This window comes from Acidovorax facilis (assembly GCF_050626955.1).
In the GTDB taxonomy this organism is placed as follows: domain Bacteria; phylum Pseudomonadota; class Gammaproteobacteria; order Burkholderiales; family Burkholderiaceae_C; genus Acidovorax; species Acidovorax facilis.
In genome coordinates, this window is the sequence record NZ_CP192460.1 from 3,361,578 (window position 1) to 3,375,803 (window position 14,226).

At 66.8% G+C, this 14,226-nt stretch carries 13 protein-coding genes; 8 read left to right on the forward strand and 5 right to left on the reverse strand.

What is annotated here, in order from left to right; translation table 11 throughout:
* Positions 1-20 precede the first annotated feature (20 nt).
* The gene (nadA, locus tag ACQ4MJ_RS15350) at positions 21-1,151 is read right to left on the reverse strand and encodes a quinolinate synthase NadA (RefSeq protein WP_431152074.1); all 1,131 of its coding nucleotides are present in this window, start codon (positions 1,149-1,151) and stop codon (positions 21-23) included.
* Positions 1,148-2,020 (reverse strand): carboxylating nicotinate-nucleotide diphosphorylase, encoded by an 873-nt coding sequence (gene nadC, locus ACQ4MJ_RS15355; RefSeq protein ID WP_431152072.1) that lies wholly within the window; start codon positions 2,018-2,020, stop codon positions 1,148-1,150. Before nadC ends, nadA begins: the two co-directional genes overlap by 4 nt.
* A gap of 136 nt (positions 2,021-2,156) precedes the next feature.
* Between nadC and ACQ4MJ_RS15360 the strand changes: the two genes are divergently transcribed.
* From ACQ4MJ_RS15360 to ACQ4MJ_RS15385, 6 genes are all read left to right on the forward strand, one after another.
* The gene (locus ACQ4MJ_RS15360; protein WP_431152071.1) at positions 2,157-3,362 is read left to right on the forward strand and encodes an ATP-binding cassette domain-containing protein; all 1,206 of its coding nucleotides are present in this window, start codon (positions 2,157-2,159) and stop codon (positions 3,360-3,362) included.
* A 6-nt stretch (positions 3,363-3,368) separates the two neighbouring features.
* The gene (locus ACQ4MJ_RS15365; protein ID WP_431152070.1) at positions 3,369-4,739 is read left to right on the forward strand and encodes a hypothetical protein; all 1,371 of its coding nucleotides are present in this window, start codon (positions 3,369-3,371) and stop codon (positions 4,737-4,739) included.
* Positions 4,740-4,979, forward strand: coding sequence for a hypothetical protein (locus tag ACQ4MJ_RS15370; RefSeq protein WP_431152069.1), 240 nt, complete (start codon positions 4,740-4,742; stop codon positions 4,977-4,979).
* Between the two features lie 184 nt (positions 4,980-5,163).
* On the forward strand, positions 5,164-6,045 hold the full coding sequence (gene panB, locus ACQ4MJ_RS15375; RefSeq protein WP_431152068.1) for a 3-methyl-2-oxobutanoate hydroxymethyltransferase: 882 nt from the start codon (positions 5,164-5,166) through the stop codon (positions 6,043-6,045).
* A gap of 44 nt (positions 6,046-6,089) precedes the next feature.
* Positions 6,090-6,935 (forward strand): pantoate--beta-alanine ligase, encoded by an 846-nt coding sequence (panC, locus tag ACQ4MJ_RS15380; protein ID WP_431152067.1) that lies wholly within the window; start codon positions 6,090-6,092, stop codon positions 6,933-6,935.
* 211 nt (positions 6,936-7,146) lie between these two features.
* A complete protein-coding gene (locus tag ACQ4MJ_RS15385; RefSeq protein WP_431152066.1) occupies positions 7,147-7,986 on the forward strand; it encodes an urease accessory protein UreD in 840 nt (279 codons plus the stop codon).
* A 105-nt stretch (positions 7,987-8,091) separates the two neighbouring features.
* Here ACQ4MJ_RS15385 and ACQ4MJ_RS15390 read toward each other — a convergent pair whose 3' ends face one another.
* From ACQ4MJ_RS15390 to ACQ4MJ_RS15400, 3 genes are all read right to left on the reverse strand, one after another.
* A complete protein-coding gene (locus ACQ4MJ_RS15390) occupies positions 8,092-8,790 on the reverse strand; it encodes an IPTL-CTERM sorting domain-containing protein (protein ID WP_431152064.1) in 699 nt (232 codons plus the stop codon).
* Between the two features lie 170 nt (positions 8,791-8,960).
* A complete protein-coding gene (alaC, locus tag ACQ4MJ_RS15395) occupies positions 8,961-10,187 on the reverse strand; it encodes an alanine transaminase (protein ID WP_431152063.1) in 1,227 nt (408 codons plus the stop codon).
* A 160-nt stretch (positions 10,188-10,347) separates the two neighbouring features.
* Positions 10,348-11,562 carry an MFS transporter gene (locus tag ACQ4MJ_RS15400; protein WP_431152062.1) on the reverse strand — a complete coding sequence of 405 codons (1,215 nt, stop codon included), beginning with the start codon at positions 11,560-11,562 and terminating at the stop codon, positions 10,348-10,350.
* Positions 11,563-11,803: 241 nt separating this feature from the next.
* Between ACQ4MJ_RS15400 and ACQ4MJ_RS15405 the strand changes: the two genes are divergently transcribed.
* Positions 11,804-12,532 carry a haloacid dehalogenase type II gene (locus ACQ4MJ_RS15405; protein WP_431152060.1) on the forward strand — a complete coding sequence of 243 codons (729 nt, stop codon included), beginning with the start codon at positions 11,804-11,806 and terminating at the stop codon, positions 12,530-12,532.
* Positions 12,533-12,880: 348 nt separating this feature from the next.
* The gene (gene wecB, locus ACQ4MJ_RS15410) at positions 12,881-14,026 is read left to right on the forward strand and encodes a non-hydrolyzing UDP-N-acetylglucosamine 2-epimerase (RefSeq protein ID WP_431152059.1); all 1,146 of its coding nucleotides are present in this window, start codon (positions 12,881-12,883) and stop codon (positions 14,024-14,026) included.
* The last annotated feature ends 200 nt before the right edge of the window (positions 14,027-14,226 follow it).

Sequence of the window (14,226 nt, forward strand, 5' to 3'; positions counted from 1 at the left end):
TTCAATACCTGCGTGATGCCTCAGGCGGCCCCGATGCCAGGGACCAGGCCCGCCGTGGGCTGCCCGTTCCTCAGCGCGGACGTGAAGGCCAACATGCGGTCAATCGGCTGGCGCGCGCGCGGGATCAGCGCCGGGTCCACATGGATCGCGTTGGCGCCGGTCTCCAGCACCCGCGCCACATCGGCCAGGCCGTTCATCGCCATCCAGGGGCAGTGTGCGCAACTCTTGCAGGTGGCGCTGTTGCCGGCGGTGGGGGCCTCAATGAACACCTTGCTGGGGTTCAGCGTGCGCAGCTTGTGCATCATGCCGTTGTCGGTGGCTACGATGAATTCGGTGGCATCCATCTCGCGTGCGGCCTTGAGGATGGCGCTGGTGGAGCCCACGGCATCGGCCAGGGCGATCACGTCTGCAGGGCTTTCAGGATGGACCAGCACCTTGGCGTGGGGGTGTTCTTTTTTGAGCGCCTCCAGCTCGAAGGCTTTGAACTCGTCGTGCACGATGCAGGCGCCGTTCCAGAACACCATGTCGGCCCCGGTTTCGCGCTGGATGTAGGCGCCCAGGTGGCGATCGGGCGCCCACAGGATCTTTTGCCGTGCTGCCTTCAAGGCGCCGACGATGTCGAGCGCGCAGCTGGATGTGACCAGCCAATCGGCCCGCGCCTTCACGGCCGCGCTGGTGTTGGCGTAGACCACCACGGTGCGGTCGGGGTGGGCGTCGCAGAACGCGCTGAATTCCTCCACAGGACAGCCCAGATCGAGCGAGCAGGTCGCATCCAGGTCGGGCATGAGCACCGTCTTTTCGGGGCTCAAAATCTTGGCCGTCTCACCCATGAAGCGTACGCCGCTCACCACCAGGGTCTGCGCGGCATGGTCGCGGCCAAAGCGGGCCATCTCCAGCGAGTCGCTCACCAGGCCGCCAGTTTCCTCGGCCAGATCCTGCAGGTCGGGGTGCACGTAGTAGTGCGACACCATCACCGCATTTTTCTCTTTCAGCAGGCGGCGGATTTTGTCCTTGAGCGCGAGGCGTTCGGCCTGCGTGGGTTCGGGTGGCACGCGCGCCCAGGCGTGTTTGGTGGAGCAGACGGAGCCTTCCTCGGTATCGAGCGGCTGCTCGTACTCCACGTCGATGCGGTTCATTACAGCGGTGGTCATGACAGCTCCTGCAGGCGCATGGAAAAGTCCGTCGCCTTGACGTCTTTGGTCAGCGTGCCGATGGAGATGCGATCCACCCCCGTCTCGGCCAGTTCGCGCAAGCCTTCGAGCGTGACGCCACCCGATATTTCCAAAATTGCACGGCCCGCGTTGATGCGCACCGCCTCGCGCAGCGTGGGCAGCGGCATGTTGTCGAGCAGCACCATCTCGGCACCGGCATCGAGCGCCTCGGTCAGTTGCTCCAGGGTTTCCACTTCAATCTCGATGAACTTTGCTTGAGCTGCCACAGCCTGGGCGGCTTTGAGCACAGCCGTCACGCCACCGGCGGCGGCGATGTGGTTTTCCTTGATGAGCACTGCGTCGTGCAGACCGATGCGGTGATTGGTGCCGCCGCCCACGCGCACGGCGTACTTTTGCGCCAGCCGCAGGCCCGGCAATGTCTTGCGCGTGTCCACGATGTGGGCGCGGGTGCCCGCCACCACATCCACATAGGTGCGGGTCTTGGTGGCCACGGCCGACAGCAGCTGCAGAAAGTTGAGCGCAGTGCGCTCGGCCGACAGTAGTGCGCGGGCATTGCCTTCCAGCTCCAGCACCACTTGGTCGGGCGCGCAGCGCTGGCCTTCGGCCACATGCCAGGTGATCTGCACCGTAGGATCGAGTGCGCGCAGCGCGGCTTCGGCCCAGGGGGCGCCGCAGATCACGGCGGATTCGCGCGCCAGGATGCGGGCACGGGCGCGGCGGGTGGGGTCGATCAGGCCGGCGGTCAGGTCACCGCTGCCCACGTCTTCTTGCAGGGCGCGGTGCACATCCTCGCGCGCCAGTGTCGCCAGGGCTTCAGGAGTCATCGGGTTGTCGCGGCGTTTGTTCATGGGGCGCCAAGCATAGCGGCATCGCTCCCCCCACCGGGGCAAATGCTATAAAGCCCCGCCACCGACGTGCCGGGTGCGGCCCGCACGCCGGCACCCGCAGCCCGCACAGACGGGCCTATCCACAGAGGGAGTCCACATGGAAAACAATGCCACGGCTTCGGCGCAGCCCGCCCCTGCGCACGCGCCGCCATGGGCGCTGGCGGCCGAGCACGCACTGGGCGCAGGCCAATGGCACGGCGCCTGGCGCACGCTGCTGGACGCAGCCCTGCCCGTACCTCCGTCCGTGCAGCAGCAGGTGCTGGCCAGCCTGGATGCCTGGGATGCACTACCAGCCCAGGCCCCGGCAGCACAACGCGCCGCGCTGCTGCACACCGCTCTCGCCGCCGTCCGCGGCGCCCACCACCACACCCACAGCGCAACGCTCACAGCAGCAGGCAGGCAGGCCCGGCGGGTGCAGGGCTCGGGGCTGGTCAAGCGCTTTCGCAAGGGGGCTTTCACCCTGGGCCCGGTGGACGTGCAGGTGGCGCCAGGCCACATCCTGGGCCTGGTGGGCGAGAACGGCAATGGCAAGACCACCCTGCTGCGCCTGCTCGCGGCCGACCTGGCGCCAGACGCCGGCCAGCTCGACTGGGGCGCCACTGCCCGCGACCCCTATGCCTTGCGATCACAGCTGGCTTACATCCCGCAGCGCCCACACCCCTGGGGCGGGCAGCTCATGGACCACCTGCAGTTCGCCGCGCGCAGCCACGGCGTGGTGGGCGAGGCCAACCGCTGCCTGGTGGAGCTGGTGATTGCCCGGCTGTCGCTGCGGCCCTTTCGCGGCCACCAGTGGAAGCAGCTCTCCTCGGGCTACAAGATGCGCTTTGAACTCGCCCGCGCGCTGCTCACCCAGCCATGCGTGCTGTTGCTTGATGAACCGCTGGCCAACCTGGACATCAACGCCCAGCAGACCTTGCTGTCTGATCTGCAATCGCTGGCGCGCTCGCCCTGGCGCCCGATGGCACTGGTGCTCAGCTCTCAGCAACTGTATGAGGTGGAGAAAGTGGCCGATGCCGTGCTGTTCCTGGAGCACGGCCAGCCGCGCAGCGTGCAGGAACGCTTTGCGCAGATGGTGGGTTGCGCGATCGAGTTCGAGACAAGCTGGTCGGAGCCCGCCCTGAGCGCCTGGCTGGGCCAGTTGCCCCCGCACACGCACCAGGTCAACGGGCACACACACATCGTGAGCTTTCAGGGCGACACCAGCGCCGCCGACTTCCTGCGCGCCGCCGTGGATGCGGGGCTGCCGCTGGGCTATTTGCGCGACATCACCGGCTCCACCCGCCGCCTTTTCGTGAAAGATTGACACACCATGCGCCGCCTGACCACTGCCTGGGATCAATGGTTTTTGATGCACAGCCCGCTGCTGTGGCAGTTGCGCCTGCACTGGTATCTGCCGCTGGCGCTGCTGTGGTGCCTGCTGATGTTAGGCGGGTGGATTGGCTGGACGGCCGAACCCGCGCGCTGGATGGGCAGCCCCGAAGGCACAGTGGTCGCCACGTGGAACCGGCCCGAGGACACCACGCGGCAGGTGGGCGGCATCATCGCCTGGATCATCGCCTTTGGCCTGGCGCTGTGGTGGCTGTGGCGCGTGCGCATCCACAACCGCTGGCGCGAGATCGCACCCGCGCCGCGCCTGGGCCTGTGGTGCGAATACCTGTGGGGCGCACTGTTTTTCGCCCTGCTGCTGGCCCCCACGCTGCTGCTGGACACGGCCTACCGCGATCGCATCCAGCGCCTGTGGCAGGGCCAGGACACCGCCGCCCAGCAGCAGGCGGCTTGGCATGTGCGCCGCTGGGAGCTGCTGCTGGCGCCGGACAACGCGGCGCGGCTGGTCGAGTGGACACAGGCCGCACAGGCCATGCAGGCTGCTGAGCCGTCCACAGCCGCCGCCGAGATCCATGACAACGACAAATGCAACGAGAACCAGAGGTACAGGGAATACGACCCCGGCTGCGCAACCAACGCGCTGCAATCCCTGCATTGGCTGGCCCAGGCCGACACCGATGCCATTGCGCAGCAACTGGCGCACTACGGCGCGGCGCTGGGCCGATGGGGATACGCACCCGTGCGGCCGGGGGCGTCGGCGCAGGACCAGGCGCAGCAGCTCGTCAGCGCCTACCAGGCCGCCCTGCAATCGCCCCTGGCCCAAGAGTGGCGCAACTCCAAGGCGCAGCATGCAGGCACCGCGCAGCCGCAGGACCGCGCACGGGACGCCCGGGCTGCCCAGTCTCCCCGGGATGGGCGGGATTGCGATGTCGCCGTTTCTCGCGACCCCCGTGCCTGCTTTGCCAGCGACCTCGCGCGTTCGCCCAGCCAATGGCGCGACAACCTGCACAGCGCGCTGCAACAGCACCTCAGTCCGCCGCCCCGCCTGGTGCAATGGGCACACCCCCGCTACGGCATGGCACAGCCCGGCCTCGTCGCCCACCACCTGGAAGGCGCCACGCCGTCGCAAAGGGCGCAGGAGCGCCAGCGCAGCAGTGTGCTGGCCGCCGCCAGCGCGGGCTTCTTCGCGGCGCTGGCGCTGATCGCCGCGCGGCTGCTGTCGCTGCGGCAGATTGCTGCCCTGTGTGGCGCGCTCACGCTGGCCGCCCCTGCACTGATGCTTCTGGGCGTGGCGGGCCTGGCCAACAACATCATGCTGCCGCTGGTGCCGGCCACGCTGCTGGCGCTGGCCTAGGTGCGCATTGCGCTGCTGCGCCGCCCCTGGGGGGGCTCCACGCTGCTGGGCCTGGGCCTGGCGCTGTCCCTGGCGGGGTCGGCCAGCGTGTGGGACGAAGCCGCCCGCGCGCTGGAGCTGCCCGACGGTTCGTGGCCGGAGCTACTGACGGGCGCGCCCGCCGTGGCCGTCAGCACGGCCCTGCTGGTGGCCGCCTTGTCGCCCCTATGGCGTCGTTGGCGCGCACTGCCCGAGCGTTGACACCCGCCCTGGGGGCGTACGCCGTGCAGCCCCAACCCAAGCCAAATAGCCTTCTGAGTATCGCAAATAAAGCGCAATTAGCTATCAAATAAATAGCACTTTCTCAAGTATGGGGTGTGGCAAGCGCCGCGCCCATCTCGCCTAGACTCGGCCGCAATTTCACAGCCCCCGACCGGAGCGCCCCATGACCAGCCCTGCAGCCCCCCCCGCCACGCCCTACGGCACTCTGCCGCCCGCATCCCCCTTGCCCCAACGCCGCCCGGTCAGCCTGCCGCGCCTGGCGCAGATGCGCGCAGCGGGCGAGAAGATCACCATGCTCACCGCCTACGACGCCACGTTTGCGGCCGTGGCCGATGCGGCGGGGGTGGAATGCATTCTGGTGGGGGATTCGCTGGGCATGGTGTGCCAGGGCCTGCCCAGCACGGTGGGCGTGACGCTGGACACCATGGCCTACCACACGGCCAGCGTAGCGCGTGGCCTGCACCGGGTGCAGGGCACGGCTTGGCTCGTGGCCGACCTGCCCTACGGCACCTATGCCGAGAGCCGAGAGCAGGCGCTGCGCAGCGCCTGCGTATTGATGCAAGCGGGAGCGCACATGGTCAAGCTCGAAGGCGGGGGCTGGACGGCGCCCACGGTGGAGTTTTTAGTGCGGCGCGGCGTGCCGGTGTGCGCCCACCTGGGCCTCACACCGCAGACGGTGCATGCCCTGGGCGGCTACCGTGTTCAGGGCAAGACCGACAATGACGCCCGCACCCTGCGCAAGGAGGCACATGAGCTGCAAGACGCAGGCGCCACCATGCTGGTGCTGGAGATGGTGCCCGCCGCGCTGGCCGCCAACCTCACTGCCGAGCTGCTGCACTGCCACACCATCGGCATCGGCGCGGGCAACGGCACGGCCGGCCAGGTGCTGGTGTTGCACGACATGCTGGGCATGAACCTCGGGAAGATGCCGAAGTTCGTCCACAACTTCATGCAGGACGCAGGCAGCGTACGCGGCGCCATGGAGGCCTATGTGCAGGCTGTGAAGCAGGGGCAGTTCCCGGACAACGCCTTGCACGCCTGGTGAGCCTTCACCGCATTTCTTCATTTCTTTTCGACCTCTCCCACCCCATGCTGATTGCCCGCTCCATTGCAGACCTGCGCCAGGCCCTGGCCTCCTATCGCCACCCCACCTTTGTGCCCACCATGGGCAACCTGCACGACGGGCACATCGCCCTGGTGCGCCAGGCCAAGCCCCTGGGCGACGTGACGGTGGCCAGCATCTTTGTGAATCGCCTGCAGTTTTTGCCACACGAGGACTTTGACAGCTACCCCCGCACCTGGGAGGCCGATTGCGCACAACTGCAAGCTGCGGGCTGCGATGTGCTGTTTGCCCCGCGCGAGGCTGATCTGTACCCACAGCCCCAGACCTTCAAGGTGCACCCCGATCCGCTGCTGGCCGACATGCTGGAAGGCCATTTCCGCCCCGGCTTTTTTGTGGGCGTGAGCACAGTGGTCATGAAGCTCTTTGCCTGCGTGCTCGGCCAGACGGGCGGCACCGCCGTGTTCGGCAAGAAGGACTACCAGCAGCTCATGGTGATCCGCCACATGGTGCAGCAGTTTGCGCTGCCGATTGAGGTGGTAGCGGGCGAGACCTGCCGCGCGGCCGATGGCCTGGCATTGAGTTCACGCAACGGCTACCTCAGCCTGGAAGAGCGGCAAGAAGCCGTAGCCCTGTCGCAGGCATTGAAGCAACTGGCACAGCAATGGCTGAACGCTGCGCCCAACGACCGCAGCGCGGTGGAGCCCCGGGCCTTGGACGCCCTGCGCGCGCGGGGCTGGGCACCGGACTACCTCACCGTGCGCCGCCGCGCCGACCTGTTGCCCGCCACAGCGGCCGATGCAGCGGGCTCGCTGGTTGCACTGGGGGCTGCGCGGCTGGGCAGCACGAGGCTGATTGACAACCTGGAGTTTTAGAACAGCTCACAAAAATCGCCCCTCGCGCCGTTGTCGCGAGGGAGGGCCTGCCAAAGGGGGGAGCAGACGATGCGGTGCAGCCCTGCCACCGGCCCGTCTCCGAAAACAAACCAAGCACCCACCTACCGTCAGCTATTATTCTGCCCAAAAGGCCCCTAGCGCTTATCTGCATTGCGCAATAAGCTACTTATTTGATAGCAAAGACTCCTCCATGTCCTGGCACGCCCGCCTGCAGCTCGACTACACGGCACAAAACAACAACGCCCGCACCGTAGCCCGCTACGAGCACAACGGCCCGCTGCGCATACTGCAAAGCCTGTACCCCGAGGGCGACGCCATCTGCCACAACGTGCTGGTGCATCCACCCGGCGGCCTGGTGGGCGGCGACACGCTGGACATCACCACCACCGTCGGCCCCGGCGCTCACGGCCTGGTCACCACCCCCGGCGCCACGCGCTTCTACCGGTCCACCGGCCCGTTGGCCCTGCAGCGTAGCCACCTCACCCTGGCCGAAGGCGCGCGCCTGGAATGGCTGCCGCTGGAAGCCCTGTGCTACAGCGCCTGCCACGCCGAAAACCACCTCACGCTGAACCTCGCCCCCGGCGCCGAATGCATTGCCTGGGACGTGACCGCACTGGGCCTGCCGCACGCGGGCCAGTCGTTTGAGCAAGGCCGCTTCACCCAGCACCTGGAAGTGCCAGGCCTGTGGCTGGAGCGGGGCGTGATCGACGCCGCAGACGACCGGCTGCTGAGCAGCCCCTTGGGTTTAGCAGGCCACCGCTGCATGGCCAGCATGTTCTTTGCCGCAGGCACGCCGCTCGACCGCACGCGCCGCGACGCGGCCCTGGACGCGGCCCGTGCAGTGATGGATCAGCACCCCCAGGTCAAAGCCACCGCCGGCGCCACCAGCCCCAACGACCGCATGGTGGTGGTGCGCGTGCTGGCGCCGCAGGTGGAGCCTGCGATGAAGCTGCTCAAGGCGGTGCGGGTGGCCTGGCGGGAGGTGATGTGGGGGTTGAACGGAGAAGCGCCCCGCATCTGGGCGATGTAAGGCTGGCGGGCCTGCGTGCCCACCGGCGAGGCCTGACCAAGGCGGCGCACGCGGCACTGCCAAAGCATTGCAACGGTGCGCCCGGCGACTCTAGGCCGCGCCCCGTCAAGAGGCCACAGTGCCAGCGCTCGCCCGGAAACGACGGTTCAGGGGCGCCAAAGCGGCAACCCCCATCAACACGCCCATCAGGACCAGGCCCCATTCGGCCAGGGTGGGAACAGCGGTGACGGCAGAGGGCGCCACGGCCCAAGCCCGGGTGGACCCAAATGCCAGCGACCGGCTGGTGTCAGCACCCAGGACGAGAACGCACGAATCCAGCACACCCGCGGGCGAGGCGCCGACGGTGAGGCACTGCGCGTTGTGATCGACCTCCCCTGTTGCCTGAAAGAAGATCCAGGAATGCCGGTCTCCCGGTACATGGGGAGAGGTTCCGGTCAGCCAGCGCTGGATCCGGATGTCCGTGATGGTGATGGCGCCGGAGGCGTTGGTGGATACGTTGAAAAGGAAGATGCGGGCAGCAGGGTCTCCGCTGGAATAGGTGTGGATTCCATCCGAGAAGCTGAAGGCCGTGACCAGAGGCGCCACGTTCGCGGCAGACAGATTGGCCGCCAGCGGGGCGGACGTCGTGAACGAGCCGGATGCACCTATGCCGGTATTGAAGTTCTGGCAGGGGCCCGCCACACAGAGCGTGAAATTGATGAGTGCGGTGTAGTTGCCCGTCGCGGTGGCAACGTAGGTCGTGGACTGCGCATGGGACGCCGCTGCGGCGCACAGCATCACAAGCGCCACGAGCCAATTCTTCATACGTTCCTTCATGGACTCCCCTCCGCGTTTTGTTAAGCAACAGGAGAGGGATCGTATAGGCATTCGCCAGCAATACCTATACGCTGATGGGCCCGTGCGCACCCACCAGTTCAGCTGCAAGCCGTCCCGCAGGTGCCCGCAGTCATCACTGCAGGTGTTTTCGGCAGGCCTCAAGCCGCAGCGGCCGCAGGCACCTTCAGTAAACCATCGGCCTTAAACATCCCCCGAATCCCCCGCACCGCCTGCCGGATCCGCGCCTCGTTTTCAATCAGCGCAAAGCGCACGTATTCGTCCCCTTGGTCGCCAAAGCCAATGCCCGGCGACACACACACCTTGGCCTTGTCCAGCAGTTGCCTCGCAAATTCCAGCGAGCCCAGCGCGCGATACGGCTCGGGGATGCGGGCCCAGATGTACATGCTGGCCTTGGGGCAGTCCACGGCCCAGCCGGCTTCGGTGAGGCCCTTGTAGAGCACGTCACGGCGGCGCTGGTACTGGGCGGCGATGTCTTTCACGCACTGCTGGTCGCCCTCCAGCGCAGCAATGGCTGCGACCTGCAGGGGGGTGAAGGTGCCGTAGTCGTGGTAGCTCTTGATGCGGGCGAGCGCAGCCACGAGGTCGGGGTTGCCCACCATGAAGCCCACGCGCCAGCCGGCCATGTTGTAGCTTTTGCTCAGGGTGAAGAACTCCACCGCCACGTCCTTGGCGCCGGGCACCTCCATGATGCTGGGGGCGCGGTAGCCGTCGTACACGATGTCGGCGTAGGCCAGGTCGTGCACCACCAGGATGTCGTGCTTCTTGGCCAGGGCGATCACGCGTTCGAAGAAGCTCAGCTCCACACACTGCGCCGTGGGGTTGCTGGGGAAGCCGAAGATCATCATCTTGGGCTTGGGGTAGCTGCCGCGAATGGCCTTCTCCAGCTCGGCAAAAAAGTCCACGTCGGGCGCCACGGGCACGCTGCGGATGTCGGCACCGGCAATCACCGCGCCGTAGATGTGGATGGGGTAGCTCGGGTCGGGCACCAGCACGGTGTCGCCCCGATCCAGCGTGGCCAGCATCAGGTGGGCCAGGCCTTCCTTGGAGCCGATGGTGACGATGGCCTCGGTGTCGGGGTTGATGTCCACCGCGTAGCGGTCTTTGTACCAGTGGCTGATGGCGCGGCGCAGGCGCGGGATGCCTTTGCTGGCGCTGTAGCCGTGGGTGTCGGGCCGCTGGGCCACTTCGGTGAGCTTGGCGACGATGTGCGGCGGCGTGGCCCCGTCGGGGTTGCCCATGCTCATGTCGATGATGTCTTCCCCACGGCGGCGGGCAGCGAGTTTCAGCTCAGCCGTGATGTTGAAGACATAGGGAGGGAGGCGATCGATGCGCGCAAAGCGGCGCTTGCCTTGAGAAGCAGACATGCTGTGGTGACTTTCACGTAAGCGCCCGGAACCGTCCGAGCGACGTGGCTGGCAGAAAGGCCCGCCCGCTGCCACTTTAAGGCACAACGCGGTCATTTCCCCGTGGATTGCGGCAGTGTCGCACCGCCGCTACACGACACAGGTCAGTGGCCCGTGGTCTTCAGGCGGCGACGCGCCTGGTGTTTCGCTCGCTAACCAGCGCCCACGCAAACATGCCCACGCCGCCAAGACCCAGCAACACGCCCACCCACCCGGTAGACGTCCAGCCCAAGCCTGCCGCAATGCCCACGCCGCCCAGCCACGCGCCCAGCGCATTGGCGGCGTTGAAGGCCGAGTGGTTGAGCGCGGCGGCCAGGGTCTGCGCGTCGCCCGCCACGTCCATAAGGCGGATCTGCAGCGCAGGGCCGATGGCCACCAAGGTTCCCAAACAGAACGTGGCCAGCGCGGCGCTGGCAGGATGGTGTGCGGCGGGGACAAACAGCGCCAGCACGAGGATGGACCACACCAGCACCTTGCCCACAGCAGGCATCAGCGCCTTGTCGGCCATGCGCGAGCCCACGATGTTGCCCACCACCATACCCAGGCCAAACAGCGACAGCACAAAGGGCATGAGCGCGGGCGGCATGCCGGCCACCTCGATCAAGGTAGGCTTGATGTAGCTGAACACTGCAAACATGCCACCAAAACCAATGGCGCCAATGCCCAGCGTGAACCACACCTGCTTGCGCGCCAGCGCGCCCAGCTCGCGCAGCGGGCTGGCGCCGTGCGACGCGGGCATGGCTGGCACCCAAAGGCGCACCATGACCACGGCGGCCACCGCGATCAACCCCACAAACACAAACGCAGCTCGCCAGCCAAACGCCTCGCCCAGCGCGGCAGCAATGGGCACGCCCACCAGCGTGGCGGTAGTAAGGCCCAGCATGACCCACCCCACCGCGCGTGCGCGGCGACCCGGTGGCGCCAGGGCGGCAGCCACCAGCGCGGCCACGCCAAAGTAGGTGCCGTGTGGCAGACCGGTGAACAGGCGCATGGCGCTCAGCGCCCCATAGCCCGGAGCCAGCGCCGATGCGAAATTGCCCAACGCATACACCGCCATCAGCGCCATCAGCAGCGCGCGCCGTCCCCAGTGGGCACACAGCACTGCCAGCACCGGCGCGCCCACCACCACGCCCAGCGCATAGGCGCTGATGACATGCCCGGCCTGCGGAATGCTCACACCAATGTCGCGCGCCACCTCAGGCAGCAGGCCCATGATGACGAATTCACCCGTGCCGATGGAAAAGCCGCCGACCCCCAGGGCCAGCACGGCACGCACCAGGGTGCGGTCGTCGGTGGGGGTGGCGGCGATGGACGTGGGAGAAAGGGGCGCGGTCATGGCAACAACAGAGGAGACGCTGCACCGGCAAGCGACGGCAGGGCGCAGGAGGTAGACGAGACAGGGAGAAGGAGAGAAAGAAACGCAGTTACGGGGGTAAACCCGATTTTTGTAACCATAGCATGCAAAGCACCTCCTTGCTGAAGCGGGGAAATATGTAACCCAGGTTCAAAGCCATTCCAGCAATGGCTGCTACGCTGACGCCCTGACCACGCCCTTCCTCCTTTTTCAAGGACTGCGAATGACGACCACTCCAAGCACAGCAGACCACATCGCCAGCACCGTAAAGGTGCTGGCGTTCGACATCTTTGGCACCGTGGTGGACTGGCACGGCAGCATCGTGCGCGAGATGCAGGCGCTGTACCCTGCGGTAGATGGAGACGCGCTTGCGCTGGCGTGGCGCGCCGGCTACCAACCGGCAATGGCCCGCGTGATGCGGGGTGAGCAGGGCTGGACACTGGTCGACGACCTGCACCGAAGCATCCTCGACGAGATCCTGCCGCGCTTTGGCCTGGCGCAACTGTCTGACGCCGAACGCCGCCACCTCAACCATGTGTGGCACCGGCTCGATGCCTGGCCCGACAGCGTGGAAGGCCTCACGCGGCTCAAGACACGCTTCACCATCACCACGCTATCCAACGGCAACATCGGCCTGCTCACCAACATGGCCAAGCGTGCCAGGCTACCGTGGGACTGCGTGCTGAGCGCCGAGGTGTTCAAGGCCTACAAACCCAGCCCGGAGACCTACCTGGGCGTAGCGCGCGTGTTTGACCTGCAGCCCGAACAGGTGGCGCTGGTAGCCACGCACCACGACGACTTGGCCGCTGCCCGCGCATGTGGCCTGCGCACTGTGTATGTCGAGCGGCCTCACGAACTGGGGCAGGCCCGGCCCAAAGATGGGACACCCGAGCCGGGCAACGACTTGCATGCCACGGGAATGAACGACGTGGCGCGGATGCTGGGCTGCTGACACCCCCCCTAAAAAGCTCAAAACAGGTCAGGCTGAGGCTGAAGCCCTGACCGTGTTGAAGCGTCGAAGCTGCGCAGGGCTTCGACAAGCTTGCAGGCCCGCGCCACCGCAGCCACGTTCTTGCTGCGCGGCTCCACAACACCCTTGGGGCCAGCGCTCCCACACCTCCGGCGCCCTCACTGGCTCTCACTGGCTATGTGCGGTGGACAACAGACGTGCCTCACCACCGCAACGCACCATCCGCGCGATCCGGAGGCTTCGCGGTGCGCGCCCAGCTTGCGACCGGACCGCCGTCTGCGCGCTCCCTGCCCTCCCCCGAAAACGCCCATTTCAACACTGAAAGAATTGATGACCACCTATCTCGCCTGTCTGGGCACCCGCCCGGAAATCATCAAGATGGCCCCCTTGCACCGCGAGCTTCAGCAGCGCGGTCATCGCGTGGTGGTGCTCCACACCGGCCAACACGAAGCGGTGGCCGAGGTGTTGTACCGATTCTTTGGCATGGGCCCGGATGTGCGCCTTCCCCCCGAACGGCGCAGCAATCGGCTGGGCGACCTCACGGCGCTGCTGCTCGAAGGGGTGGATCGTGCGGTCTCCGAATCCCAGCCGGACGTGGTCCTGGTGCAGGGTGACACCACGTCAGCACTGGTGGGGGCATTGAGCGGCTACTACAACGACAAGCCGGTCGCGCACATCGAAGCGGGCCTGCGGACCGGAACACGCGAGCCGTTCCCTGAAGAAAAGAACCGCGAGCTGATTGCCCGGCTGGCCCATTGGCATTTCGCGCCCACCGCAAGGACACGGGACAACCTGCTGCGCGAGGGTATTGCAGACGCGCGCATCTCGGTGGTGGGCAACACGGTCATCGATGCAGCACGCTGGACGCAGCAACAGCTCGAGCCTTCCACAACGTCAGTACCGTCAACCCTGCCCGCAGGTGTTGAGGCCTTCCTGGGCGAGCATGCCAGCCAGCGGCTGCTGCTGGTGACGGCACACCGGCGCGAGAACTGGGGCGAGCCCATCCGCAACATCGCAATGGCCATCGGGCAGCTTCTGGCCGCCCATCCCGACCTGGTCGTGGTCTGGCCGCTGCACCCCAACCCGGCGGTCAGCGAGGCGGTGCAGCCTGTGATTGCAGCACTGCCCAATGCCATGCGCGCGCGCGTCTGCCTGACGGCCCCCGTGGACTACCCGGCCTTGATCACCCTGCTGGAGCGCTGCTATTTCACGCTGACGGATTCGGGCGGCATCCAGGAAGAAGCCTCAGCACTGGCGCGGCCGGTGCTCATTGCACGCGACAGTACCGAGCGCCAGGAGCTGGTTGAGGCCGGTGGTGCCGTGCTGGTGGGCACCGACATCACGCGCATGGTTACCGCAGCTTCCGAGCTGCTGCGCGATGGTGCGGTCTACCGCGCCATGCAGCTGGAGCTGAGCCCCTTTGGCGATGGCAACGCGGCACGCCACATTGCCGACCGGCTTTGCGCGGCTGATTGAGGGATGCACGCGCCCCCCGCAAGCAGGGGCGATTCGATCGACCCACCGCGTCCGGCACCAACCCGCCGAACCTCTGTGCGGCAACGAACAGACCCGTTTGGACACGTTACTTACATTCCACGCACACCCCTTTGTGGATTGGCGTACAGCGTCCTTCGGACCCCTCACGGCATGCCTCATACAGGGCCTGCAACCGTTGA